Origin of the sequence: Parabacteroides sp. HGS0025 (assembly GCF_000969845.1) — a bacterium.
GTDB lineage: Bacteria > Bacteroidota > Bacteroidia > Bacteroidales > Tannerellaceae > Parabacteroides > Parabacteroides gordonii.
On record NZ_KQ033904.1, the window covers coordinates 191,235 to 214,854 of the forward strand.

Here is a 23,620-nt window from a genome sequence, read left to right on the forward strand (position 1 = left end):
ATGTAAAAAAATCATGCGAGAATAGAAAAAAGAAACCATGTATGTCAAGAACTGAACTTCTATCCAATCGAACAATTCATACAACAAAAGTTTTTCAAAATAAATCCTTCAATCCTTCAGCCTTACTGTTATATGGCTTATAATCATCATCCTAAGACTGAAGGATAATAATTTGTATGAAGGATATATCCCGGATTTTAAATTTTTTCATTTATAGAAGGTTGTGTCCTGTATTAGAAAAAAACCGAATAGCTACCGGTCGGTTGTCTGTTTGCATATTCTATTCTAATACATGAGTGCTGGCCTTTTAGTTCAACAGTCCTTTCTTCTTTTCTGTTTGACAGCTCTCGAACGCTTGTTTGACATATGTAAAACGCTTGTTCGACAACTGTGATACAAGCGTATGACAGTTGACAAACAACAAATAGGTTCTATCCTTTATGTTAACAGGTCGTTATGTAACTCATTGTTACTTATTAATCCTATCCTTATTCTTTGCCTGAAAGAGTGGACTAAAAACTAGTATAAATTTTAGACTGAAATATGAAGTATTTGCTTGAAAATGTAAACAATTCCCTTCGTATAGCAGAAAATCATTCAGCCGTAAATATTAGATAATCAGATATATACATTCATCCTGAAGGATTGAAGGATTTATTTTGAAAAACTTTTGTTGAAGTGTTTGGGAACAGGATGTATGCCTGTTCCGCCTACGACACTATCATCAGACTCAACACTGCCAAATAGCGTATTACACAACTCGATAGCCAAAGATTTTACGACGATAGATTAGTGTTAAAAGTAGGCGGTAATTCACACGCCTGCTTTATATTTTATAGGGAACACATATTAGTGGGTACTACTTTTACAAACCGAGCTTCTTCAGCACCTGCTCCGTAGCTCCGGCATTGTCGCCGACGAAGTGTCCGGCAGCGCTACCAGAAGCTTCCAGGACTTCATGGTAGGTGAATAACTCATCCATTTTATCGCAGAAAGCCTGTTTGCCTGAGACAGAAAAACCTCCCCCGACTTTGATCAGGTCTTTGGCTTCCTTAAACTTCTGGAACTTAGGCCCGAATATGACAGGGATGCCATAAACGGCTGCTTCCAACGTATTATGTATACCGGCACCAAAGCCGCCGCCGATATAAGCAATAGAACCATACCGGTAGATGGAAGATAGAAGGCCGAAACTGTCCACGATCAGACAATCTTTGTCTTTAAGCAGGCTTTCATCCTGGATCACATCTGACAAACGGACAGAAGGACGCTTCAGCAACGACTCGATATACATCAGATGTTCACGATGTATCTCATGCGGGGCAATGATCAGCTTCATTTCCGGATGTTCATTGAAATAAGGGATCAGGATCTCCTCGTCCTGCGGCCAGGAGCTTCCAGCAATAAGCGTCTGTGCCCTCTCGCCATTTTCACCGTATATGAAATGCTCTACTTGCGGTATTTCACGTGCCTGACGGCGTACATCCAGTACCCGGTCGAAGCGGGTATCTCCCGTAACTGTCACATTCGTAATGCCAAACTCTTTCAACAATTCAGCCGAACGGTCGTCCTGCACGAAAAGATGAGTGAAACAATAAAGCATTTTCCGGTACGGGTAACCGAACCATTGGAAGAACAACTGGTCACGACGGAAGATGGATGAAATGATATACACCGGTATATTCCGGTGCTTCAACTCATGCAGGTAGTTCCCCCAAAACTCATATTTAATAAATACAGCGATAGCCGGATTGGCCAGGTTCAGGAATTTCTTTACCCGGTAAGGCGTATCGAAGGGCAGATAGCAAATGACATCTGCCCCGTTATAATTCTTACGAACCTCGTATCCCGAAGGGGAAAAGAATGTAAGTAATATCTTATATTCCGGATGTTCCGCCTTGATTTTCTCCATCATCGGACGGCCTTGTTCGAATTCTCCCAGAGAAGAAGCATGGAACCAGATATATTTTGCATTCCGGTCGATCTTCTCGCGAAGAACGGAATTCGTCTTCCATTGCCCCAGACGCATCATCCGGGCCTTCTTATGAAATGGAGATATCAACGCAATAATAAATGCGTAAAAGTGGATTGCCAGACTATACATAACTTATTTAAGCACTTCAATCGCTCTTTGGATACGACGAATAGATTCTTCTTTTCCCAATGCTTCGGTAATATCGAAAATATGAGGGCCTTTGCCTTCGCCAACCAATGCCAGACGGGTTGCATTCATGATATTACCTAAATGATATCCTTTGCTTTCAATCCAGGCTTTCACCTCTTCTTCCGTTCCTTCGATATCGAACGGTTCACGGGTGCGAAGCACTTCGATCAATTCTGCCAGCTGAGTTGCCGAGTCTGCTTTCCAGCGTTTCTTGGTTGTCTTTTCGTCATATTCGGTCGGAGCGACAAAGAAGAAAGCACATACTTCCCACAGGTCTTTGATAAAGGATACACGGTCTTTCATCATACCGACAACCTTTTCCACATAACCCGGATCGGCTTTTACGCCGTGACTTTCCAGGATGGGCATGAATAAAGCGGCAACTTCCTTATTATCTTTTTTCTGGATATACTGGTGATTGAACCATTTTCCCTTTTCATAATCGAACTTGGCACCGGCCTTGCTGCAACGGGTCAGGTCGAAATAGTTGATCAGTTCTTCCATGCTCATCATTTCCTGGTCGTTGCCCGGGTTCCAGCCTAGCAAAGCCAGGAAGTTGACAACGGCTTCAGGCAGATAACCACTTTCGCGGTATCCCGAAGAGATATCGCCGGTCTTGGGATCGTGCCATTCCAACGGGAAGACAGGGAAACCTAAACGGTCGCCGTCACGTTTGCTCAGTTTACCGTTTCCTTCCGGTTTCAACAACAGAGCCAGGTGGGCGAACTGCGGCATTGTCTCCGTCCAGCCAAAATAACGGTATAATAATACGTGAAGCGGAGCACTGGGCAACCATTCCTCACCGCGGATCACATGGGTTACTTCCATCAAATGGTCGTCCACAATGTTTGCCAGGTGGTAAGTAGGCAGTTGGTCTGCCGATTTATACAATACTTTATCATCCAGGATGGAAGAGTTGATCACCACTTCCCCGCGGATAATATCGTTTACATGGATATCTTCATTCGGTTCGATCTTCACACGGACTACATACTGGTGTCCGGCATCGATCAACGCTTTTGTTTCTTCAGCAGAAAGAGTCAGCGAGTTACGCATCTGAAGGCGTGTCGAAGCGTCATACTGGAAATTAGCGATCTCCTGACGTTTGGCATCCAGTTCCGCCGGTGTATCGAATGCGATATAAGCATGACCATCGTTCAACAGCTGGTCTACATATTCTTTGTAAATAGCTTTCCGTTCGCTCTGGCGATAAGGGCCGTATTCGCCGCCGAAGTTCACGCCTTCGTCGAACTTGATCCCTAACCAGGTCAGCGCTTCAATGATATAAGCTTCGGCACCGGGAACAAACCGTTGTGAGTCGGTATCTTCAATACGTAAGATCAAATCTCCGCCATTCTGTTTGGCAAATAAATAATTGTATAAAGCTGTACGAACACCGCCGATATGCAGCGCCCCTGTCGGGCTGGGTGCAAAACGGACTCTAACTTTCCTTTGAGTCATAATTCTTTCATTCTATAATAATGCGGCAAAAGTAGGCCTTTTTTTTCTCTTAATAAACTTTTTTACGTACATTTCGCCCTTAAATGAGAAACTTATGAAGCTAAAAAACTATAGTATACATCCAGCCGTGTATTTCATTGTCGCGGCACTGCTTATTGCCTACTTTTTTCCGCGTGAGGGAAAGTTCCGCTACCAGTTCTACGAAGGCAAGCCCTGGAGATACGGATTACTAACCGCTCCGAGCGATTTCCCCATCTATAAGACTGATGCGGAAGTGGATGCGGAGAGAGACAGCATACTGAAGAATTTCGAACCTTACTTCCGGATGGATGCTACCGTCGAAAACACGGAAGTAGACAAACTGCGTGAAGCCTACTCTACCACTTTGAGCCATAAAGCGACACCGGCTTATATGCAGTATATCGAGAACAGCCTTGTCAAGCTATATAAGAACGGTATTATTTCATCGCAGGAGCTGGACGATCTGAAAAAGGATAAATACGAGCGGGTCAACCTGTTGGAAAACAACGTAGCCCACTCCCGGTATGCCAGCGACTTCTTTACGGTCAAGACGGCTTACGAATTTATCATCAACAACTGTCCGCCCCGTCTGGATAAATCCGTCCTGCAATCGTGCGACATCAATAACTTCCTGACTGAAAACATTGCGTACGACAAAGACATGTCGGAAAAAGTCAAAGAGGATATACTTCGCAGCGTATCCCTGGCTAATGGGATGGTACAGGCCGGAGAACGTATTGTCGACAGGGGGGAGATTATCGACAACCATACCTACAATGTACTCCGCTCCCTTAAGATCGTACACGAAACCAAGTCGGGAGGTGCTCAACGCCAGAGCATTATCTTGGGGGGACAATTCGTACTGGTATTGGGGCTTATTTTCTGTTTCTGGTTGTATCTGTGGTCTTTCCGGTTAAAGATACTGCATAACAGGCGGAATGCGCTTTTCCTTATCCTGTGCATATTCGTCAGTTGCGTACTGACTGAACTTTGTGTTACTTATGGCTTGTTTAATGTGTATATACTGCCTTTCGCGATCGTGCCGATCGTTGTGCGTACCTTCTTCGACTCCCGCACGGCTTTATTTACCCATCTGGTCATCGTACTGATCTGTTCGTTGATGGTTCCTTTCCCGCACGAGTTCCTGCTGTTGCAGATCATTGCCGGGATGGTGGTTACATTCAGCCTGAGGGATCTGTCGGAACGTTCGCAACTGATCCGCTGCGCATTCCTGATCTTCATGTCCTATACATTATGTTATATTAGTCTGGCGCTCTACCAGGAAGCCGATTTCAATAAGATCAACTGGTTGATGATCCTGTATTTCGGTATCAATTTCATCCTGCTGATGTTTACTTATATCCTGGTATATATGCTGGAAAAGACATTCGGTTACGTGTCGAGCATCACCCTGGTGGAGCTTTCCAATATCAACACACCTGTCTTGAAAAAGCTGTCGGAGACTGCGCCCGGAACCTTCCAGCATTCCTTGCAGGTTTCTATCCTGGCTTCGGAAGCGGCTGCCAAGATCGGGGCCAATGCCCAGTTGGTTCGTACAGGAGCGATGTACCATGATATAGGAAAGATGGCTAATCCTGCTTTCTTCACTGAAAATCAGAGCAGTGTCAACCCGCATAACCAACTCACTTTCGACCAGAGTGCCAAAGTGATCATCAACCATGTAACGGACGGGGTACGGATTGCAGAAAAGGCATTGTTGCCTAAAGCCGTTGTCGACTTTATCCGTACTCATCACGGACTGGGGAAAGCGAAATATTTCTATAACTCATTCAAGAACCAGTATCCGGAAAAGGATATCGACGAAGGAACATTTACCTATCCGGGGCCGAACCCGTTCTCCAAAGAGACTGCCATATTAATGATGGCGGACTCCGTTGAAGCTGCCTCCCGTAGCCTGAAAGAACATACGGAAGAGAGCATCAAGCAGTTAGTCGATAAGATCATTGACGGGCAAATTGCAGACGGCCTGTTGAAGAGTGCCCCGCTGACTTTCCGGGATGTGGAAACAGTAAAGAGTGTCTTCGTTGATAAACTAAAGACGATGTTCCATACCCGGATCAGTTATCCGGATCTGAAGAAATAGTTTCCAATAGTCCCCCACAGGCATCTTCCAACAGGTCGAGTACCAGCTCGAAACCGGAGGCGCCTCCATAATACGGATCGGGCACGTGATCGTATAGCTTGTTACGGCTATACTCGGTCATCTGGTGTATCTTAGCTACGGACTCCAAATCCGGAGCCTTGCGTTTCAGGTCGTCGATATTCCTGTCGTCCATGCCGACGATCAAGTCGAAATCATAAAAATCCTGCGTGCGGACAGGACGGGAGATGGAATCCAATACATATCCCCGACGGGCAGCATGCGCCCTCATCCGCTGATCGGCCGGATCACCTTCGTGGTATCCCATGATCCCGGCGGAGTCTATAAATATCGACTTCTCCAACCCGGCGTCTTTCACCAGTTTCTTCATGACAGCCTCAGCCGACGGAGAACGGCAAATATTACCCAGACAAACAAATAAAACCTTATACTTTTCCATAACTATAACCTTTCTATTTTTAATTAAACGACTAAGCCGGATCTACATCATAATGTACGATCAACTGCTTAAAGGGTATCTGATTCTGCATATCCAGATAGACAGCTTCCAGTATCTCCCTGACAGGAGCTATGGCGGCGGCTATCTCGATCTTCATAATGATCTTTTTAATATGGAGCGTTTGTACACGGGTTACGGGGGGGGTAACAGGCCCCAACACTCGTTCGCCCAGACGAACACGTAATTTCTCGGCATATAAGGCAGACATTTCCTGCAGGATAGTCTCATTCCGGCTGCGAAGTACCAGCACGATCAACCTGTAATAGGGTGGATACCGGAACATGCTGCGCTCGCTCAACTGCAAAGCGACCATTTCCTTATAGGCAAAATGCTGCACCATCCGTATCAGGGGATGCTCCGGCTGGGAAGTCTGGAGAATGACGACACCCCGCTTATCCCTCCTGCCCGCACGTCCACTGACCTGCACCATCAACTGGAAAGCCCGCTCATGCGCCCGGAAGTCGGGGTAGTTCATCAGGTTATCGGCATTCAGTATGCCTACTACGCTGACATTCCCGAAATCCAGTCCTTTCGATAACATCTGCGTACCGATAAGTATCTGTGTTTTACCTTTCTCAAAGTCTGCGATGATACGTTCATAGGCGGTACGGGTACGGGCGGTATCAAAGTCCAGCCGTTCCACCTTTGCCGACGGGAACAGGGTTGCGATCTCCTCCTCCACCTTCTCCGTACCGAATCCCATCATCTTTAATTCCGTACTCTGGCACTGCGGACAATGCGGCGGTAACTGGATCTTGTAACCACAATAATGACAAACCAACTGATTATGATATTTATGATAGGTCAGACTGACATCGCAGTTGACACAATGAGGAACCCATCCGCAACTCTTACACTCGATCAACGGGGCAAATCCACGGCGGTTCTGAAAGAGAATAGCCTGTTCGCCACGAGCCAGCGCCGCATTCACCTTCTCCACCAACAAAGGGGAGAACAGTGTATCCTTCATGATCTTCTTCCGTTTCAGCTCTTTGATATCCACCGGGATAATCTCCGGCATCAGGCAATCGCCAAAACGGGTAGTCAGCTCCACTAGCCCGTATTTATCGGATGTTGCATTAAAATAAGAATCGATAGAAGGAGTGGCAGAACCGAGCAACGTCTTGGCACCGTGCATACCGGCCAGCACTATCGCAGCATTCCGGGCATGATACCGGGGAGCCGGATCTTGTTGCTTATACGTATTCTCATGTTCCTCGTCTACAACAATCAAACCCAGATCCTTAAACGGCAGAAAAAGGGAAGAGCGTACTCCGAGCACCAGCATCGGGCCATTCCCATGCAGCAGCTTATTCCACACCTCCACCCGTTCGTTATCCGAAAACTTGGAATGATATACCAGCAGTTTATCCCCGAAAAGCTTTGCCAACCGTTCGGTTATTTGTGTCGTGATGGCTATTTCGGGCAACATATACAATACCTGCCGCCCCAGCTTCAGCACCTCATCGATCACCCGGACATATATTTCCGTCTTACCGCTCGAAGTAACCCCATGAAGGAGACAAACCTCTTTGGTAGTAAAGACATCATGTATCTCATTGTAAGCCTTTTCCTGTGCAGGACTTAACGGACTGAGCGGTTGCAGGCGGCAAACCGGAACCTGCAAACGTCCCACTTCCTTCTCGTAACTTTCCAGTACTCCCCGCTTCAGCAATCCGTCCAGTATGGTGGACGAACAGCCGCTGCGTTCCAGCAATTCTTTCTTTGAGACTTCCTGTACCAATGCCGGATTCAAGGCATGGCTCAAGTCCAGAAAACAAACGAGTAAAAGCTCCTGCTTCTTTGCCCGCTTAAAATCGGCAAATGCCTCCTGCAAACGTTCTTCCGTGGCATACTCCTCCGATAAACGGATGAAGGTCTGCATCTTCGGTACAAATCCCCGTTTCATTTCCTCACTCACCATCACTGCGCCGCGTGCCATCAGGGAAGCAACCACCGGAACGACATTGCGCAGGCCGGTCTTTTTTTCCAGTTCCGACACCGTTAGCTTCAAGACACCTTTAAAGGCATCCAGGACAGCCTGTTCGTTCGGCCTCAACGGGCCATCCGCTTCGTAGTCGGCATTATAGGTAACGGCTGTTTCACTTTCCAGTTTCAGGCCGGAAGGCAGGGCGGCTTTATAGACATCGCCCAGCTTACACATGTAGTAAGAGGAAATCCATTTCCAGAAACGAAGCTGCGGCCTGCGAAGCACAGGGGTTGCATCCAGCAGGGCATAAATTTCTTTCGTTTCAAAATCCGTATCGGGCTTACGCTCGTGCACATCCATTACGATAGCCGTATAATAGCGTTTCTTGCCGAAATGAACTATTACCCGGCAACCGGGAATAACGGCTGTTTCCAGATCGGAAGGAATGCTATAGGTATAGCTATTCTCCAACGGCAGGGGTAGTATGACATCTGCATATTTCATTTACGAGGTCAAAAGTAACAAAAAAGGCCGGACTGTTAAAGCCCGGCCCTGCATATCTTTCCATCTGTTATCAGAACAAGACAGCGGCTGTGATAGACCATCCGCGGTTCTTTCCTTTCAAATCGATTTTCTTTGCGCTGTAGTTATCCGTCAGTCCCAGGCCATAGTTGATACCTACCTGCAGGTGCTTGACAAGCTCCACGCCCGCCCCGAAATTCAGACCGGCACTAAAACTCTTAGCTTCCAACTGGTCGCCTACTACATCCCATATCTTATCCCCGCCTACACGGAAACCTACATACGGCCCCGCAGCCACATACGCCTTAATGATCGGCAAGCCGAATTTCCATTTCAGGTTGACCGGCACATCGATATAATCGGTTTTAAACTCGTCCGACCCTTTCTGCGAATAAAGGACGGCAGCATCCACACCTAAACCAGCCATCGGCACCATTGCTTCAATCATCGGCCCGATCTGGAAACCGGTCACATTATCTGACTTCAGATTCTTTGGCAGATTCGTAAAATGGATAGAAGAAATATTCACCCCGCCTTTAAGCCCAAAACGAATTTGGGACTGTGCAGGAATAGCCATTAACATCATCAATGCAAATAAAACAAACCCAACAATCTTCTTCATATTCTTATTCTTTATTAAATTCAGCTACAAATAAACAGACTTTTCCCATAATAAACAAATAATCCCTGCAAACTGTTCACCCGTTAAAAAGGAAAGCATGCACCGGTTACGGAGCTCATCCCGCCAGCCGATCCATGCCTCTTTTCCTAATTATTATGGCAAAATAATTAAAAACAGATAGTTAAAAGGACAGCTATACGGAAAGTTGAAGCAAGAATAGTGAAGGCTACAAATGCCTTATCTTCTCTTCCGGCCTTTCCTCGAAGCCGTCGAAATAATATGCCTTGCAGGTCTTCTGACTTACTTCCGGATCAAGCGCCTTCCCATTCTCCTTACAGAACAGTGGCAAAAGTATTGCCTGATACGTTATGAAGCTTACAGCAGCGGGACTGTTTGGGATTTTCACCCAATTCCCTTTTAATCCTTTCCTGCGAAAACAGGATCGGAACAATGCATGATGCAAATATAGAGATATTTTTAGTACAAACAGTATCCGTACCAATAAATTTTATTTATTATGGGCACGGTATTCATCTATGGCAGCCTTTACAGAACCGTACATCAGGAGCAATCGTTGCGACTGGCCGTAACTGAGTCCCAGTTCTTCCGCCACCATACGGGTTCCCCGGTCGACCAGCTTCTGGTTGGTAAGTTGCATATTCACCATCCGGTTGCCTTTGACACGTCCCAGCTTGATCATAACGGAAGTCGATATCATGTTCAGGATCATCTTCTGCCCTGTACCGGATTTCATACGCGAACTCCCGGTTACGAACTCAGGCCCGACAATCATTTCGATGGCTACGTCGGCTTCGGCAGCCATAGGCGAATCGGGATTGCTGGATATCGAAGCGGTCAGAATCCCCTGTTCGCGTGCCTTACGTAAAGCACCGATCACATAAGGGGTCGTACCCGAGGCCGCGATACCGATCACTGTATCTTTCGTGGTGACCTGATGCTCCTGCAATTCTTCCCAACCGCGGTTAACATCATCTTCCGCATTCTCCACCGGATTGCGAAGTGCCGTATCGCCACCGGCAATCAGGCCGATCACTAAGGTGGAAGGCATACCGAAAGTAGGCGGTATTTCGGAAGCATCGAGCACTCCCAGACGGCCGCTGGTTCCGGCTCCCAAGTAAAAGATACGCCCGCCCTGTTTCATCCGGGGAACGATCTGGTTTACCAGCTTTTCAATCTGAGGGATTGTTTTTTGCACAGCCAGTGCCACCTTCCGGTCTTCTGTATTTATATCTTCCAGTAATTCGCGTACCGACTTATTTTCCAGATTATCGTATAAGGACTCTTTTTCCGTTATCTTGTCAAAGGACATATTGTATATTCGTATTATTCAGTTAGTTTCAGATATACCACTATGATACCTGATCAACCCTTCCATCGGGCTTTGAATGATCGTTCCGAGCCGGATACCCAGGTCGAAAGCAATCTCTTTCAATACCGTCTGATAGTGCCAGGCAACAGAACCGGCCAGATGAACCGGCAGATCAAAATAATCGTATTGCTTCACATTCCGGGTAAAGAATGCCAGGAAACTGCGGGTCACCAACTCCCAGACAGCAGGCTCATCCAGATGTTCCAGAATAAAAGGAGAGAAACCGGCCAGGAAACGGTTAGGGAAAGGTTGACGGTACACCCTGTCCATAATCGATGCCGGAGTCAATTCATACTGCGAAAGGAACAGTTCTTTCAAAGCCGGTGGCAACTGGTCTTTCAGGACATCGCCAATCAGCAATTTTCCCAATACGGCACCACTCCCCTCATCCCCCAGGATAAAGCCCAAAGGGGAAACATTCTTCACTATTTCCTTTCCGTCATACTGGCAGGAGTTAGACCCCGTTCCCAGAATGCAAGCGATCCCGGGACGGTCGCCACACAAAGCACGGGCGGCAGCCAGTAAGTCGCTCCCCACTTCCACCGGAACAGGCAGATGCCGACTGACGGCACGCCTGATGATTTCGTTCTTTTCCGGAAAAGCACAACCGGCTCCATAAAAATGGACGGAAGAAGGTTCTACTCCTTTCAGCCCCGGCAGCAAACCGGTTTCTATTTCTTCCAGTATCTCTTCTTCCGTCTGAAAAAAAGGGTTTGTCCCCCGCGTCTGAAAGCGAAGGATATTTTCTCCGTTCTCTACCAGACACCAATCCGTCTTGGTGGAACCGCTATCGGCTATTAATATCATATTCTCTTTTTATTACTCAATCTATCGCTCTGTCTTTCCTGCCGAACGCCGGATCTATCTTCAGGAACGCAGTCACGGCCAATGTAATCAGGCAGCATCCCATCACCCACCAGAAGAAGTTGACGTACCCCAGTTGCTCCTGCAGCCATCCGGCAATCATTCCCGGAAGCATCATACCCAAGGCCATAAAGGCGGTGCAGATAGCGTAATGAGCCGTTTTATGTTCTCCGTCCGAGAAGTAGATCAGGTACAACATATAAGCTGTAAAACCGAATCCGTAACCGAACTGTTCGATAAATACACATACATTAATAATCAGCAGGCTTTCAGGAAGCGCACTGCTCAGGTAAATAAAAACCAGATCGGGCAACGTGATTGCCAACGCCATCGGCCAAAGCCATTTCTTCAATCCGCCATGCGCCGCCACTATCCCGCCGATAATACCGCCCAACGTCAGGCCGATAATACCGATCGTGCCATACACCAGTCCGATCTCGGAAGTAGTAAGTCCCAGTCCGCCCACTTCCCGCGGATCGATCAGGAAAGGTGTCACCAGCTTAACGAGTTGCGCCTCGGGGAAACGGTAGAATAGCATAAACAGAATAGCGACCAATGCCTGTTTCTTCCTGAAAAACGAGACAAATGTAGCAAAGAATTCCTTAAATATAGTGGAAGCCGTTACTGTCGCTGCCGCTTTATCCGATTTCGGAACGGGCAAGATGTATTTATGATACAAGCAGAGTCCGATAAACAAGCCGGCCAGGATCAGAAACGTGATCGACCAGGCGAACGGTATTTTACCCGTACTGTTCTCCAAAGCACCTGCCAGCATGACAAGCAGGCCTTGTCCGGCAATGGTGGCGATGCGATAGAAAGTACTTCGTATCCCGACATAGAAAGCCTGATCGTGCGAGTCGAGTGCCAGCATATAAAAGCCGTCGGCCGCAATATCATGGGTGGCCGAACTGAAAGCCACCAGCCAGAAGACAGCGAGGGTCACCTGAAAGAAATGATCCATTGGAATGGTAAAAGCGATACCGGCCAGTCCAGCCCCTATCAGGAATTGCATGGTCACCACCCACCAGCGTTTTGTTTTCAGTAAATCGACAAACGGACTCCAGAATGGTTTGATTACCCAGGGAAGATACAGCCAGCTGGTGTACAGGGCGATATCGGTATTGCTGATACCCAACCGTTTATACATAATAACGGAGATTGTCATCACCGCTACATAAGGCAATGCCTCTGCAAAATAAAGTGTCGGGATCCAACTCCAAGGGGAAGTTCGCTTTGTCTGGTTCATAAATAATATGATTTAGATTTACTGATTAACTGATCCATCTCCTCTGTAGAGAGGCAGGTTTCACTGATAATTTGTTGCAAGTCTCCGGCAGTCACTTTCCGGAAGTCTTTTTCCAGTGGGGTAATAAAAACGCCGGCCATTTCGACTGTTGCCGGGCTGATCAATATGTTGGCATCCCCCTCGGCATAGTAGCAGGCGGGATGTAATTTCTTTCGCGGATAAATGCAGGTGAACCAGTAATTCTCTTCTTTCCAGGCCAATACATTCATCATAGGTTCATATTCACCCGGCCTGATCTCCAGTAAAGAGTAAATATGATTGAAAAGAATGGCAGAATCCTCTTTACTGCCGGAGATGATAATGAACGCCGGTTGCAGGAAATCTCTCAACGCATATAAGCCGGCTTGTCCGAAAGAGACCATAGGCTTTTTCGGAGTTTTCCTCCAATTCGTTTCAAGTGGCAGAAAGCCTTTATTGCCTGCCTGAAAATGCATATGGTCGGGAGCCGATGCTCCGCATTTCGGGCCATTATAAAAGACAATAAAGTCTGTCAACACCTCCGCCAGCGACAGCAAATCTTTGTAACGCAAGAGTATACGCTGTTCCTGATGTGTCCGGATAGGGATTGTCAGATGCTCGCGAAAGATGGGGAATGGATTGACTATGATCTGATATTCTTCTCCAAAGTCAATCCACTTCTGATTGCCGGGACGATGTGCTTCACAAAGGAAACAGGGACGGGCAGCCAGCGATTGTTTATCGATCTTTGCAGCCGACGAACGGATACGTTCAGGATTGAACTGAAGAATGACCGGATACCCGTTCACTTCCAGCCTTCGGGTCTGTACCTTTTCGAGAGCAGCATAATTCTGCCTTGCCAACTCCCAGAAAGTAAGATGCTCGCGTATTAACTCTTTAGCCTGCTGATTTATATTTTTCATGATTTTTTATCCTTCCATACTTCATAAAATCATCCCACGCGCTCTTAACTCCTGTGTACGCAAGCTGTCTTTATAAGCATTATATTCATTCATCTTGTGTATGTCGAGCGATGCATCCGTATTATCTTCCCAACGCCGGCAAAGATACAGGACATCATAAATACGGCCGATCCGGTAAGTACGTGATATAGCCAGACCGATCGCGTAATCTTCACCATAACTCACGTTCGGCATCTTTATTTCGCGGAGTATCTGAGTATAAAAGGCCCTTGGTGCTCCCAGCCCATTGATACGTAGCGCATTATGACGCCCGTTTTCCGGTGTCCATTCCCGGTGGTCGATAATACCCGGTGGTATTTCATTCAGGTCGAAGTCAGTCATTTTATAGGTTCCGATTACCATTGCGCATCTTTCTGCATAGAACGTATCGACAATCTTCTGCAATGTATCCGGCCCGCTATATACGTCGTCGCTGTCGAGTTGCACACTGAACTTACCGCATAACGGATGAGCGGCAGCTAAATTCCAGCATCCACCTATTCCCAGGTCGTCACGTTCGGGAATCAGATGAATCAACCGGTCGTCGGAAGCATAACGACGGATCATCTCGGTGGTTCCGTCCGTAGAATGATTATCTACAATGATCAGATTGAATTTAAACGAAGCCTGTTGCATAAACACGGAACGAATGGCATCTTCGATGGTTCGTACCCGGTTGCGGACGGGGATAATCACAGTGGCTTCATATTTGAAGCCTCTCGATTTAAACTTCACGGCCTGGATTTTCTTTTTCAGATATTCTTTGCTATATCTCAATGAAGAAGTAAACGCAGCTTCCATTTCCAACTGAACATCGCGGTTTTTAGGATTTACATAATCAAACTGCTTTTCTCCGCTTTTACGGTTATCTTCTTCCTGGAACGTATACAGATACTCTCTGATATGAATAATTCCCTCCAGCATACCAGCACAATAAAGACGAAAGCGATACAGACCAGCATATTTTAGCCCGGGAGTCTTACTGCAAAGCCGCTCCAGATAGGTGCCTAATACATCATATTTAATCATCAACAATGGCCCGAAGTCAAAATCATCCCGCACACTCCCTGATTGATAATCATTCAGCGGATGATTCTTTTTAGTTCCGTTTGCTATTTCATAATAATCGGCATAAACAATCCGGTTGTATTTACATTCCCGAAGAACCGCATCCATCCGTTCCAATGCATATTGTCCAAACCGGATCAGGCCGGGACGCAGATAAAGCAATATATTTTTTCCTTCTGCACGTTCATAAATAGAACGCAAGGTTTGTGTACTGGTCAGTGTATCGACGGGAAGGATCTCACAACCGGGATACGGCTTGGCTTCGGGGTTGGAAGTCATCAGGTAAATCTTATCGACCATACCTGTTTTATTCAATTCCTCCACAACAGGAGCGATCTGTTCAGGGGAGATATAAGGTAAAAAGCAATTAATCGGTTCCATATAGTAATAAGCTTATCGTTATCGAGGTGTAAACATAAACAAAAAAGACCGCTTTTCAAACGAAAAGCAGCCCTATTACTTTCTTTCAAAAGATATATTTATTCCCAATCCCAGTCGTCTGCCCCTAAAAAGCTGTCACCACGGCTCTGCTTATACTGTTGCAGGAACGACTTCAGGCCTGACACGGAAGATACGGCAGAAACATATTCTTCGATGCCTTTCATATCTTTCTTATGACGGGTAAACAACATATTCATCTGAATAGGCAGGTCTTTCCAGGCAAAATTGCGCAATTGGGTATACGGTACTTCCACACCGGAAAGAGGAGCTTCTTTGATGATATCCAACTCTTCGTTAAGATATGTCAGCAAGAATCGCAGTTTCCCGTTGTATGCAGCCAGCTCTTTCTCCTCTTCCGGAGCTTCCTGTGCTGCTTCTTCAATCCATTCGATCTGCAGGATCAGTATTTCAGCCAGGTCTTTTTGAGCACCGGCAACAGCCAGTTGTTTCATACGTTCCGCCTTTTGGGCGATAAAAGTATCCTCTTCTTCCTTTCCTTTATAGAGTTCGTCCATCAGGTTCGAATAGACTTTCTGCATAGCTTCTATGGTTTGTACCATTTCCAACTGTTCGACCAGCATTCGTCTGGATATCTTCGCCGACTCTGCCCCCTTTGCTTTCCGGCTGGCACGTTTCGGTTTTTCACCGGCAGCGACAGCAATCGCTTTTTGTGCCTGCGCCTCGATATAATCAGAGATGGCCGACAGCAACTCGTCTTCCGTCTGTGCAGTCTTCATCGCTTTATTAGGCTTTATGCCGTAACGATTCACGAATAAGCTCATAGTATCTTCTACGGCTTCCTGATCGAGTTCCTCGCGGCTCATGCCGAGAGCCAGTTCGTCGTACTTATACTTCAGTTCCAGAAGATGTTTCCGTTGTTCGGCGGTGGTCACAAAATCCTCCACGCCCTGGCTTTCTTCTGCAAAAAGGTCAAGAAGTATGTCTTTCTCCCCGACACTCATTTCGTTGCTTTCATACGATTCGTCCAGATAAACAAGGAACTTATATTTCAATGCGGTTTCTTTTTCAAATACAGGTTTGGCATTCCGTTCAAAGAAATCCCGGATACGTTCTTCCTTCTCAGGCATCAGGCTGATCTCTTCTTTCAGACTGGTGATCTTCTTCTTTAAACGATTGAGTTCTGATTGTGCACTAAGTTGTTCTTTTCTGTCGGATGAACGACGGGATGAATCGTTCCTTCCTGTTCTGCCCTCATGAGGGCGTCGCTGTTTTGTCATTTTATATGGATTTTATTATATGAGTTTCTGTTTTTCGTATCTTGATTCGTGCACATTGAAAAAAAGAACTGCGTAGTTCTCTACAGAAAACTACGCAGCGCCTATCTGTAAATTGTTTGGTTCTATTATTCTCCCAACAGGATTTCAAGGATCTGGACAGCAGCTTTAGCTACTGAAGTACCCGGGCCGAAGATAGCTGCAACACCTGCTTTATACAGGAAGTCGTAGTCCTGTGCAGGAATAACACCACCGGCGATAACGATGATGTCTTCGCGGCCTAACTTCTTCAGTTCATCGATAACTTGCGGTACCAATGTCTTGTGTCCGGCAGCCAAAGAAGAAACACCCATTACGTGAACGTCGTTTTCAACAGCCTGGCGGGCAGCTTCAGCCGGAGTCTGGAACAACGGTCCCATATCCACGTCGAAACCACAGTCGGCATAACCGGTAGCTACAACCTTAGCACCACGGTCGTGTCCGTCCTGACCCATCTTAGCGATCATGATACGCGGCTGGCGACCTTCTTTCTTGGCAAACTTTTCTGTCAGCTCGCAAGCCTTCAGGAAGTCAGCATCTTTCTTTGTTTCTGATGAATACACGCCTGATATAGTTCTGATGATTGCTTTATAACGTCCAACAACAACTTCGCAGGCATCAGAGATTTCTCCCAGTGATGCACGCAAGCCGGCAGCCTTAACAGCCAGTTCCAGCAAGTTGCCTTTCTTAGTTTTCACACATTCGGTGATGTCTGCCAATGCTTTCTGAACAGCTTCTTCGTCGCGGTTTTCACGCAACACCTTCAAATTGGCAATCTGTTCGTTACGTACGGCAGTGTTGTCAATCTCAAGGATATCGATCGGATCTTCTTTCGGCAGACGGTATTTGTTAACACCAACGATTGTCTGAACACCTGAGTCGATACGAGCCTGAGTACGAGCAGCCGCTTCTTCGATACGCATCTTCGGAAGACCTGTTTCGATCGCTTTTGCCATACCGCCCATGCTTTCGATTTCCTGGATCAAAGCCCAACCTTTGTGTACCAGTTCGTTTGTCAAAGATTCTACATAGTAAGAACCGGCCCACGGGTCGATCTCCTTACAGATCTTTGTTTCTTCCTGGATATAAATCTGTGTATTACGAGCGATACGTGCAGAGAAGTCTGTCGGCAAGGCGATAGCTTCGTCCAACGCATTGGTGTGCAAAGACTGCGTGTGTCCCAGAGCAGCAGCCATCGCTTCGATACAAGTACGGCCTACGTTGTTGAACGGGTCCTGTTCGGTCAACGACCATCCTGAAGTCTGGCAGTGAGTACGCAGCGCCAAAGATTTCGGGTTCTTGGCACCGAAACTCTTCACAATCTTCGCCCACAACATACGTGCAGCACGCATCTTGGCGATTTCCATGAAGTGGTTCACACCGATTGCCCAGAAGAATGACAGACGCGGAGCAAATGCATCCACATCGATACCTGCGTTAACACCGGCACGAAGATACTCCATACCGTCGCACAGGGTGTAAGCCATTTCAATATCTGCTGTCGCACCGGCTTCCTGCATGTGATAACCGGAGATAGAGATAGAGTTGAACTTAGGCATCTTCTGTGATGTATATTCGAAGATATCAGCGATAATCTTCATTGAGAATTCGGGCGGATAGATATACGTATTACGCACCATGAATTCTTTCAGGATATCGTTCTGGATAGTACCGGCCATTTCTTCCAACTTAGCGCCTTGTTCCAGACCTGCGTTGATGTAGAATGCCAATACCGGAAGAACACCACCGTTCATGGTCATGGAAACAGACATTTTGTTCAAAGGAATACCAGCGAACAATACTTTCATGTTTTCCAGCGAACAGATAGATACACCGGCTTTACCAACGTCACCTACAACACGTTCGTTGTCGGCATCGTATCCGCGGTGTGTCGGAAGGTCGAATGCAACAGACAGACCTTTCTGGCCGGAAGCCAGGTTACGGCGGTAAAATGCATTTGATTCTTCTGCGGTAGAGAAACCGGCATACTGACGGATTGTCCACGGACGCATAGCGTACATACCGCTATACGGGCCACGCAGATAAGGAGGCAGACCGGATGCATAGTGCAGATGCTCCATACCTTCCAGGTCTTCTTTTGTATATACTGGTTTCACCTCGATATGCTCGGGTGTTTTCCAATTGGCTTCGATACCATTGGCTTTTGCCCATTCGGCAGCATTGGTAGCTGCAAAACCGGCATTCTTTATATCTATATTCTTAAAATTTGGTCTCATAATTGTTTCTACTTAAGCGATTCCTAATTTTGCGTTGAAAGCCTTCAATGTTTCAAGCACATTGCTCTTTACATTGATAAACTGATCGATACCCTGAGCTTTCAGGTCTTCCATACATTCAGGAGCACCAGCTACAACGAATTCGGCACGTCCGGCCAAAGCCTTATAAGCAGCAGGAGCATATTCTGCATATTCGTCATCACTAGAACAAAGAACAACGATTTGAGCACCGGCTTTCATCGCTGCCTCAACACCAGCTTCAACAGTTTCGAAACCTAAGTTATCAATTACCTTATATCCTGCACAAGCAAAGAAGTTACTTGAGAACTGTGAACGGGCAATACGCATAGACAAGTTACCGATAGTCAGCATAAAGACATTCGGAGTCTTGCCACTCTTTTCTGTTGCCAGGCGCAATGCTTCGAATTCAGATGCACCACGAGAGAAATCAAGAGGAGTAACCGTTGCTTCACCGCAAGAATGACCACCACCGCAGCAGCAGGAAGCAGCATCTTTAATCTTTCCGGCAGCCACTTCCGTGAAGTTCGGGAACTGGTTAGAACCCAGCAGGATTTCACGACGGGTAGCAACCGCTTTCTTACGAGCTGTATTGGAAGCGTTCACTGCATTCTGGATATTTCCGTTAGCAACTTCAGCTGCGAAACCGCCTTTGTCTTCTACTTCCAGGAACAGGTTCCAGGCAACTTCAGCCAAAGAGTTAGTCAGCACTTCCACATAATAAGAACCGGCAGAAGGATCGACCACCTTATCCAGGTGACATTCTTCTTTCAGTAACAACTGCTGGTTACGGGCGATACGTTCAGAGAAATCGTCCGGAGTCTGGTAAGTCTTATCGAAAGGACGTACAGTGATAGAATCGACACCTGCCAAAGCAGCAGACATCGCTTCAGTCTGAGAACGCAACAAGTTTACATGAGCGTCGTAAACAGTCATGTTCCATTCGGAAGTCTGAGCATGTGCGTTCATCTTGCATGCACATTTGCATTCAGGATTGTAAGCAGCAACAATTTCAGCCCACAACCAACGGGCAGCACGGAATTTTGCAATTTCCATGAAGTAGTTAGAGCTGATACCCAGGTTGAATTTGATCTTCTTGGCAACTTCGTCAGCACTGAAACCGACTTCAGTCAGCTTAGCCATCAGTTCGTTACCCCATGCCAATGCATAACCCAGTTCCTGAGTGATATAAGCACCTGCATTATTAAAATAGAAAGCATTAACAGCTAAAACTCTGTAACCCGGCAGTGCCTGACCTGCTTTGAGCACAGCAGATGCAGCTTCTACCCAGTTTTCATTTTCTTTACCTTTTACCAACGGCTTCTTGAACGGGTCGAAGTTTACAGAACCGAAACATTTGTTCAGATCCACGTCTTTTCCCTTCAGGATATATTCCAGGATACCGATCAGTTTTTCAGCCTTGCAGTTGCAAGTGTTGAAGTTCAGTTCAGTAGCTTCCGGACAAATACCGTTTAATAATGTTGCAATATTTTCGGCATTCACTTCATCACCTTTGATGATGAAACCGAGAGAAGTAACACCTTTAGTCAGCAAATCAAGAGCTTTTTCGTTAGCTTCCTTAAAGCAAGTTACTTCGATGTTCTGGCGTACCTTCCAATCGTTATCCTTCTTTGTTCCGCGAACATAAGGGAATTCACCGGGAAGAGACTCGGTAGTCTTCAAACCTTCGATGTCTTCTGCACGATAGAAAGGATTTACATTAAATCCTTCGCCTGTCTTCCAGACAAGCTTTTTCTCAAACGGAGCACCTTTCAGGTCAGCCGTGATCTTCGCCATCCACTCTTCAGTAGTGACCGGAGCGAATTCTGAGAAAAGTTTTTCTTTTAGTTCTGCCATAATATTAGTTATTTTAATACTGGTATTAGTAATTGTTCAATAGTATATTGTTCAATAACAGGGGGCAAAGGTAGAATAAATAAACAGGAAGAGCAATGAAATATAAGCGAAAATGCGCTTAGTTTTAACGCCTTTTAGTGGTACAAAGACAATTATGGTGTCATTATGACAAGGAGATGTAAAAAACTTTGCATTTTTTTCCGTTCCGGAGAACACCGAAACAAAATAATAACTAGCTTTGCATCGTCAAACAATGAAAACTATGACACGAAACGGTGCATTCGTCTAGTGGCCTAGGACGCCGCCCTCTCACGGCGGAAACTCGGGTTCGATCCCCGGACGCACTACAGAAGAAGCCTGCTGATTAATTTCGGCAGGCTTCTTTGCTTCCTTCCCCGAAGAGACCGGGAAAAGTACAGGTACCCGCCTGAAAAGATTGGCTACCCGGCAGATAATCTCAACCATCAGGGAGAAATTCTTTGTCCGACAGAGGTCGGCTAGCTGTTCGACACTCGTCAGACAGCTGGCCGACCCTTGTCGAACAGCTGTCCCACCTCCGTCGAACAATGTTTTTGTGGCGGGTAGGAAAAACTTCCTACCGGGTAATTGAAAATAGGTCGAGGGTAGTTGAACTTATCCTCGGGGCTATCGGCAGCTGGTTCTTTATGAAATAAAATTATATAAAACGCCCTCTATCTTTTAAAACACACTAAAAAGACGGCCCGGATATATCATTTTCCTTCCAAAATCTGTTTTAATAAAACATACCATAAACATAAAACAGAGTTTGTCATGACGAAAGGAACAATTGGATTAAATGCAGGTACTATCTGGAATCTGTTACTGGATGGTGGATGTTGGAGTTTTGAGGAGCTGAAAAAAGCGACCTCATTGTGTGAAGCTGATTTATGGTCTGCAATCGGATGGCTAGCCCGCGAAAATAAGATTCAGATCAAGAGTGCAAGTAGTCAACTCGCTTTTTGTCCGGGAATGAATTATGACTTTTAGTGTATCATACATTCCTTATGATAGCAATAAAAAAAGCGACCGTTTCCGATCGCTTTTTTTTATGTTGTGAAGGAATTAATATCTTCCGCCGCCTCTATTGCCACCACCGTAGCCGCCGCCTCTGTTTCCGCCACCGTAGCCACCGCCACGATTGTTTCCGAAGCTACGACCACCTCTGTCGCCTCTGTCTTCTCTAGGTCTGGCTTCTGTTACGTTGATGATCTTTTCATCATAGCTTGCCTGGTTTAATTCTTCGATTGCTTTTTTTGCTAACTCGTCATCACTTAATTCAACGAAACCAAATCCTCTTGAACGGCCGGTTTCTCTATCCATAATAACTTTTGCTGAAACGATTTCTCCGTATTCTGCAAATAATTCTTTTAAGTCAGCATCTGTGATGTTGTAACTTAAATTTGAAATGTAAAGATTCATCTTGTAAACTTTAATTTAATTGTTAATTGAGCCTGAATGTGTTGGATAAAAAGTTTACTTAACAAATCAAGTTGTGAGCAAGGACTTCTGATACAAACTTAAATCAATCTCAAATATGACACAAATGTAATTGAATAATCCGGGTATTTTACTATAAAAGCAACAAACTTCGCAAAAAAAGTTGTTTTTTCCGTTTTATCCATATTTATTATCAAATGCTATCGGAATAAGGTGCTCACTACCAGACTGTCGCCATCATTAGGGGCAGGTTTTATATCTAATAAGCGTGCAAGGATCAGATATAAATTCACATTTGCCATAGCCGGCAACTCCACATGTTGCTTAAAAGACGGGCCGGCAGCATAGAATATGGCTTGCATTTCGGGAGCAAAATTATCATATCCGTGCGTGGCTGCCAGCCGGGGACTGGATTCCGGCCGGAAATCGAGATAGGTGCCGATATCCGGCATGACGAACAAGTCGCCGATACGGGGATTAGAGCCATATACATATTTCTCCGGTATTTCATTTTTCTTCCAGACCCTTATGTGGGGTACTTGTTGCAGGATTGCATAGGCTTTATCGGTGTATCCGGCTTTCGGATACAGCAAAGTCGGGACACCGTCAAATATATAATTGAAACTATCCCGGGGCAAATAATCATTCAGATTGACATATTTATCCGGGGTAAAAGTGGCCATTCCATGATCGGAAAGAACGATAAAATCGATCTGCTTAAATATGTCCAGTTTGCGGGCTTCCGTAAAGAAGTGATTCAATACGAGGTCGAGCTCCTCCACTTTCTGCAATGTTTCTGAAGAATCGGGCGTACAACGATGTCCTATGCCGTCCGGTTCTTCCATATACCACATCACCAGCCGGGGACGTTCCTTTTCGGGCAGTTGCAGCCAGGATATGACCGAATCGGCACGGTCGGAAAAAGGTACTTTCTTATCAAATGGTTTCCAGATAGACGGTTGGCGTCCCTGGATCGAATATTCGCTACCAACCCAATAGAAAGAAGCTGTACGGACACCTTGTTTTTCTGCTGTATTCCAGATGGGCTCTCCTCCATAAAAACCGGGAGTCGGATCTGCCATGCGGTAGATGCTATCCAGATCGGGGGCATAAAAGAAATTATTTACGAGTCCATGATGATCGGGATGCAGGCCGGTTGCCATACTATAATGGTTTGGAAATGTCACACTGGGAAAAGACGGCCTGAAGGTGGCACGGACACCCACAGCAGCCAAAGAGTCTAATGTCGGTGTATAAGCCCGGTCGGGATAATCGGCACGGAAACCGTCCATCGAAAGAACGACCACATAACGGTCACGCTGATTATGGGTCGAACAACTTAAACTCACCAATAACAGGAAAGCAATACATCCCAGAAGTACAATAGAGAATCTCTTCATATTTTATATCTTAACAAAAAAGACCCACAAATATAGTGAGCCTTTT

At 46.1% G+C, this 23,620-nt stretch carries 17 protein-coding genes, 1 tRNA gene and 1 riboswitch; of the genes, 3 read left to right on the forward strand and 15 right to left on the reverse strand.

What is annotated here, in order from left to right; all coding sequences use genetic code 11:
- Positions 1-865 precede the first annotated feature (865 nt).
- Positions 866-2,104 carry a 3-deoxy-D-manno-octulosonic acid transferase gene (locus HMPREF1212_RS23755; RefSeq protein WP_046151415.1) on the reverse strand — a complete coding sequence of 413 codons (1,239 nt, stop codon included), beginning with the start codon at positions 2,102-2,104 and terminating at the stop codon, positions 866-868.
- A 3-nt stretch (positions 2,105-2,107) separates the two neighbouring features.
- Positions 2,108-3,625 (reverse strand): glutamate--tRNA ligase, encoded by a 1,518-nt coding sequence (gltX, locus tag HMPREF1212_RS23760; protein WP_046151416.1) that lies wholly within the window; start codon positions 3,623-3,625, stop codon positions 2,108-2,110.
- Positions 3,626-3,719: 94 nt separating this feature from the next.
- Between gltX and HMPREF1212_RS23765 the strand changes: the two genes are divergently transcribed.
- Positions 3,720-5,750, forward strand: a complete 2,031-nt coding sequence (locus HMPREF1212_RS23765) for an HD family phosphohydrolase (RefSeq protein WP_028726901.1) — start codon at positions 3,720-3,722, stop codon at positions 5,748-5,750.
- Here HMPREF1212_RS23765 and HMPREF1212_RS23770 read toward each other — a convergent pair.
- From HMPREF1212_RS23770 to mutA, 11 genes are all read right to left on the reverse strand, one after another.
- Complete coding sequence (locus HMPREF1212_RS23770; RefSeq protein WP_028726900.1) at positions 5,725-6,207, reverse strand: low molecular weight protein-tyrosine-phosphatase; 483 nt, start codon at positions 6,205-6,207, stop codon at positions 5,725-5,727. The two genes, HMPREF1212_RS23765 and HMPREF1212_RS23770, sit on opposite strands and share 26 nt — an antisense overlap.
- 31 nt (positions 6,208-6,238) lie before the next feature.
- Positions 6,239-8,701 (reverse strand): replication restart helicase PriA, encoded by a 2,463-nt coding sequence (priA, locus tag HMPREF1212_RS23775; RefSeq protein ID WP_046151417.1) that lies wholly within the window; start codon positions 8,699-8,701, stop codon positions 6,239-6,241.
- A gap of 70 nt (positions 8,702-8,771) precedes the next feature.
- Positions 8,772-9,341, reverse strand: a complete 570-nt coding sequence (locus HMPREF1212_RS23780) for a porin family protein (protein WP_028726898.1) — start codon at positions 9,339-9,341, stop codon at positions 8,772-8,774.
- A gap of 267 nt (positions 9,342-9,608) precedes the next feature.
- A riboswitch (cobalamin riboswitch) is annotated at positions 9,609-9,809 on the reverse strand.
- A 40-nt stretch (positions 9,810-9,849) separates the two neighbouring features.
- A complete protein-coding gene (gene murQ / locus HMPREF1212_RS23790) occupies positions 9,850-10,671 on the reverse strand; it encodes an N-acetylmuramic acid 6-phosphate etherase (RefSeq protein WP_046151419.1) in 822 nt (273 codons plus the stop codon).
- A gap of 18 nt (positions 10,672-10,689) precedes the next feature.
- On the reverse strand, positions 10,690-11,538 hold the full coding sequence (locus HMPREF1212_RS23795) for a BadF/BadG/BcrA/BcrD ATPase family protein (protein ID WP_028726887.1): 849 nt from the start codon (positions 11,536-11,538) through the stop codon (positions 10,690-10,692).
- A 16-nt stretch (positions 11,539-11,554) separates the two neighbouring features.
- Positions 11,555-12,841, reverse strand: coding sequence for an MFS transporter (locus HMPREF1212_RS23800; RefSeq protein ID WP_046151420.1), 1,287 nt, complete (start codon positions 12,839-12,841; stop codon positions 11,555-11,557).
- Entirely contained in the window at positions 12,838-13,773 is a 936-nt protein-coding gene (locus HMPREF1212_RS23805) for a DUF4922 domain-containing protein (protein WP_369800860.1), read from the reverse strand. Before HMPREF1212_RS23805 ends, HMPREF1212_RS23800 begins: the two co-directional genes overlap by 4 nt.
- 30 nt (positions 13,774-13,803) lie before the next feature.
- The gene (locus HMPREF1212_RS23810; protein ID WP_046151422.1) at positions 13,804-15,270 is read right to left on the reverse strand and encodes a glycosyltransferase family 2 protein; all 1,467 of its coding nucleotides are present in this window, start codon (positions 15,268-15,270) and stop codon (positions 13,804-13,806) included.
- A 98-nt stretch (positions 15,271-15,368) separates the two neighbouring features.
- Positions 15,369-16,568 carry a hypothetical protein gene (locus HMPREF1212_RS23815; protein ID WP_052725107.1) on the reverse strand — a complete coding sequence of 400 codons (1,200 nt, stop codon included), beginning with the start codon at positions 16,566-16,568 and terminating at the stop codon, positions 15,369-15,371.
- 125 nt (positions 16,569-16,693) lie between these two features.
- Complete coding sequence (gene scpA / locus HMPREF1212_RS23820; RefSeq protein ID WP_046151423.1) at positions 16,694-18,841, reverse strand: methylmalonyl-CoA mutase; 2,148 nt, start codon at positions 18,839-18,841, stop codon at positions 16,694-16,696.
- Positions 18,842-18,853: 12 nt separating this feature from the next.
- A complete protein-coding gene (gene mutA, locus HMPREF1212_RS23825; protein ID WP_046151424.1) occupies positions 18,854-20,716 on the reverse strand; it encodes a methylmalonyl-CoA mutase small subunit in 1,863 nt (620 codons plus the stop codon).
- A 274-nt stretch (positions 20,717-20,990) separates the two neighbouring features.
- On the opposite strand from mutA, the gene HMPREF1212_RS23830 reads away from it, so the two are divergent.
- Both HMPREF1212_RS23830 and HMPREF1212_RS23835 read left to right on the forward strand, forming a co-directional pair.
- Positions 20,991-21,063: transfer RNA gene (locus HMPREF1212_RS23830), tRNA-Glu, on the forward strand.
- Between the two features lie 445 nt (positions 21,064-21,508).
- Positions 21,509-21,724 carry a winged helix-turn-helix domain-containing protein gene (locus HMPREF1212_RS23835; RefSeq protein WP_028726872.1) on the forward strand — a complete coding sequence of 72 codons (216 nt, stop codon included), beginning with the start codon at positions 21,509-21,511 and terminating at the stop codon, positions 21,722-21,724.
- A gap of 75 nt (positions 21,725-21,799) precedes the next feature.
- On the opposite strand, the gene HMPREF1212_RS23840 is transcribed toward HMPREF1212_RS23835, so the two are convergent.
- Together HMPREF1212_RS23840 and HMPREF1212_RS23845 are read right to left on the reverse strand one after the other, a co-directional pair.
- Positions 21,800-22,156, reverse strand: coding sequence for an RNA recognition motif domain-containing protein (locus HMPREF1212_RS23840; RefSeq protein ID WP_028726871.1), 357 nt, complete (start codon positions 22,154-22,156; stop codon positions 21,800-21,802).
- A gap of 218 nt (positions 22,157-22,374) precedes the next feature.
- The gene (locus tag HMPREF1212_RS23845; RefSeq protein WP_046151425.1) at positions 22,375-23,574 is read right to left on the reverse strand and encodes an alkaline phosphatase family protein; all 1,200 of its coding nucleotides are present in this window, start codon (positions 23,572-23,574) and stop codon (positions 22,375-22,377) included.
- Positions 23,575-23,620 lie beyond the last annotated feature (46 nt).

What these genes read in the sequence shown, in the direction of transcription:
- HMPREF1212_RS23755 (WP_046151415.1), bottom strand. Translation starts at nt 2,104, where the DNA reads ATGTATAGTCTGGCAATCCACTTTTACGCATTTATTATTGCGTTGATA.
- gltX (WP_046151416.1), bottom strand. Translation starts at nt 3,625, where the DNA reads ATGACTCAAAGGAAAGTTAGAGTCCGTTTTGCACCCAGCCCGACAGGG.
- HMPREF1212_RS23765 (WP_028726901.1), top strand. Translation starts at nt 3,720, where the DNA reads ATGAAGCTAAAAAACTATAGTATACATCCAGCCGTGTATTTCATTGTC.
- HMPREF1212_RS23770 (WP_028726900.1), bottom strand. Translation starts at nt 6,207, where the DNA reads ATGGAAAAGTATAAGGTTTTATTTGTTTGTCTGGGTAATATTTGCCGT.
- priA (WP_046151417.1), bottom strand. Translation starts at nt 8,701, where the DNA reads ATGAAATATGCAGATGTCATACTACCCCTGCCGTTGGAGAATAGCTAT.
- HMPREF1212_RS23780 (WP_028726898.1), bottom strand. Translation starts at nt 9,341, where the DNA reads ATGAAGAAGATTGTTGGGTTTGTTTTATTTGCATTGATGATGTTAATG.
- murQ (WP_046151419.1), bottom strand. Translation starts at nt 10,671, where the DNA reads ATGTCCTTTGACAAGATAACGGAAAAAGAGTCCTTATACGATAATCTG.
- HMPREF1212_RS23795 (WP_028726887.1), bottom strand. Translation starts at nt 11,538, where the DNA reads ATGATATTAATAGCCGATAGCGGTTCCACCAAGACGGATTGGTGTCTG.
- HMPREF1212_RS23800 (WP_046151420.1), bottom strand. Translation starts at nt 12,841, where the DNA reads ATGAACCAGACAAAGCGAACTTCCCCTTGGAGTTGGATCCCGACACTT.
- HMPREF1212_RS23810 (WP_046151422.1), bottom strand. Translation starts at nt 15,270, where the DNA reads ATGGAACCGATTAATTGCTTTTTACCTTATATCTCCCCTGAACAGATC.
- HMPREF1212_RS23815 (WP_052725107.1), bottom strand. Translation starts at nt 16,568, where the DNA reads ATGACAAAACAGCGACGCCCTCATGAGGGCAGAACAGGAAGGAACGAT.
- scpA (WP_046151423.1), bottom strand. Translation starts at nt 18,841, where the DNA reads ATGAGACCAAATTTTAAGAATATAGATATAAAGAATGCCGGTTTTGCA.
- mutA (WP_046151424.1), bottom strand. Translation starts at nt 20,716, where the DNA reads ATGGCAGAACTAAAAGAAAAACTTTTCTCAGAATTCGCTCCGGTCACT.
- HMPREF1212_RS23835 (WP_028726872.1), top strand. Translation starts at nt 21,509, where the DNA reads ATGACGAAAGGAACAATTGGATTAAATGCAGGTACTATCTGGAATCTG.
- HMPREF1212_RS23840 (WP_028726871.1), bottom strand. Translation starts at nt 22,156, where the DNA reads ATGAATCTTTACATTTCAAATTTAAGTTACAACATCACAGATGCTGAC.
- HMPREF1212_RS23845 (WP_046151425.1), bottom strand. Translation starts at nt 23,574, where the DNA reads ATGAAGAGATTCTCTATTGTACTTCTGGGATGTATTGCTTTCCTGTTA.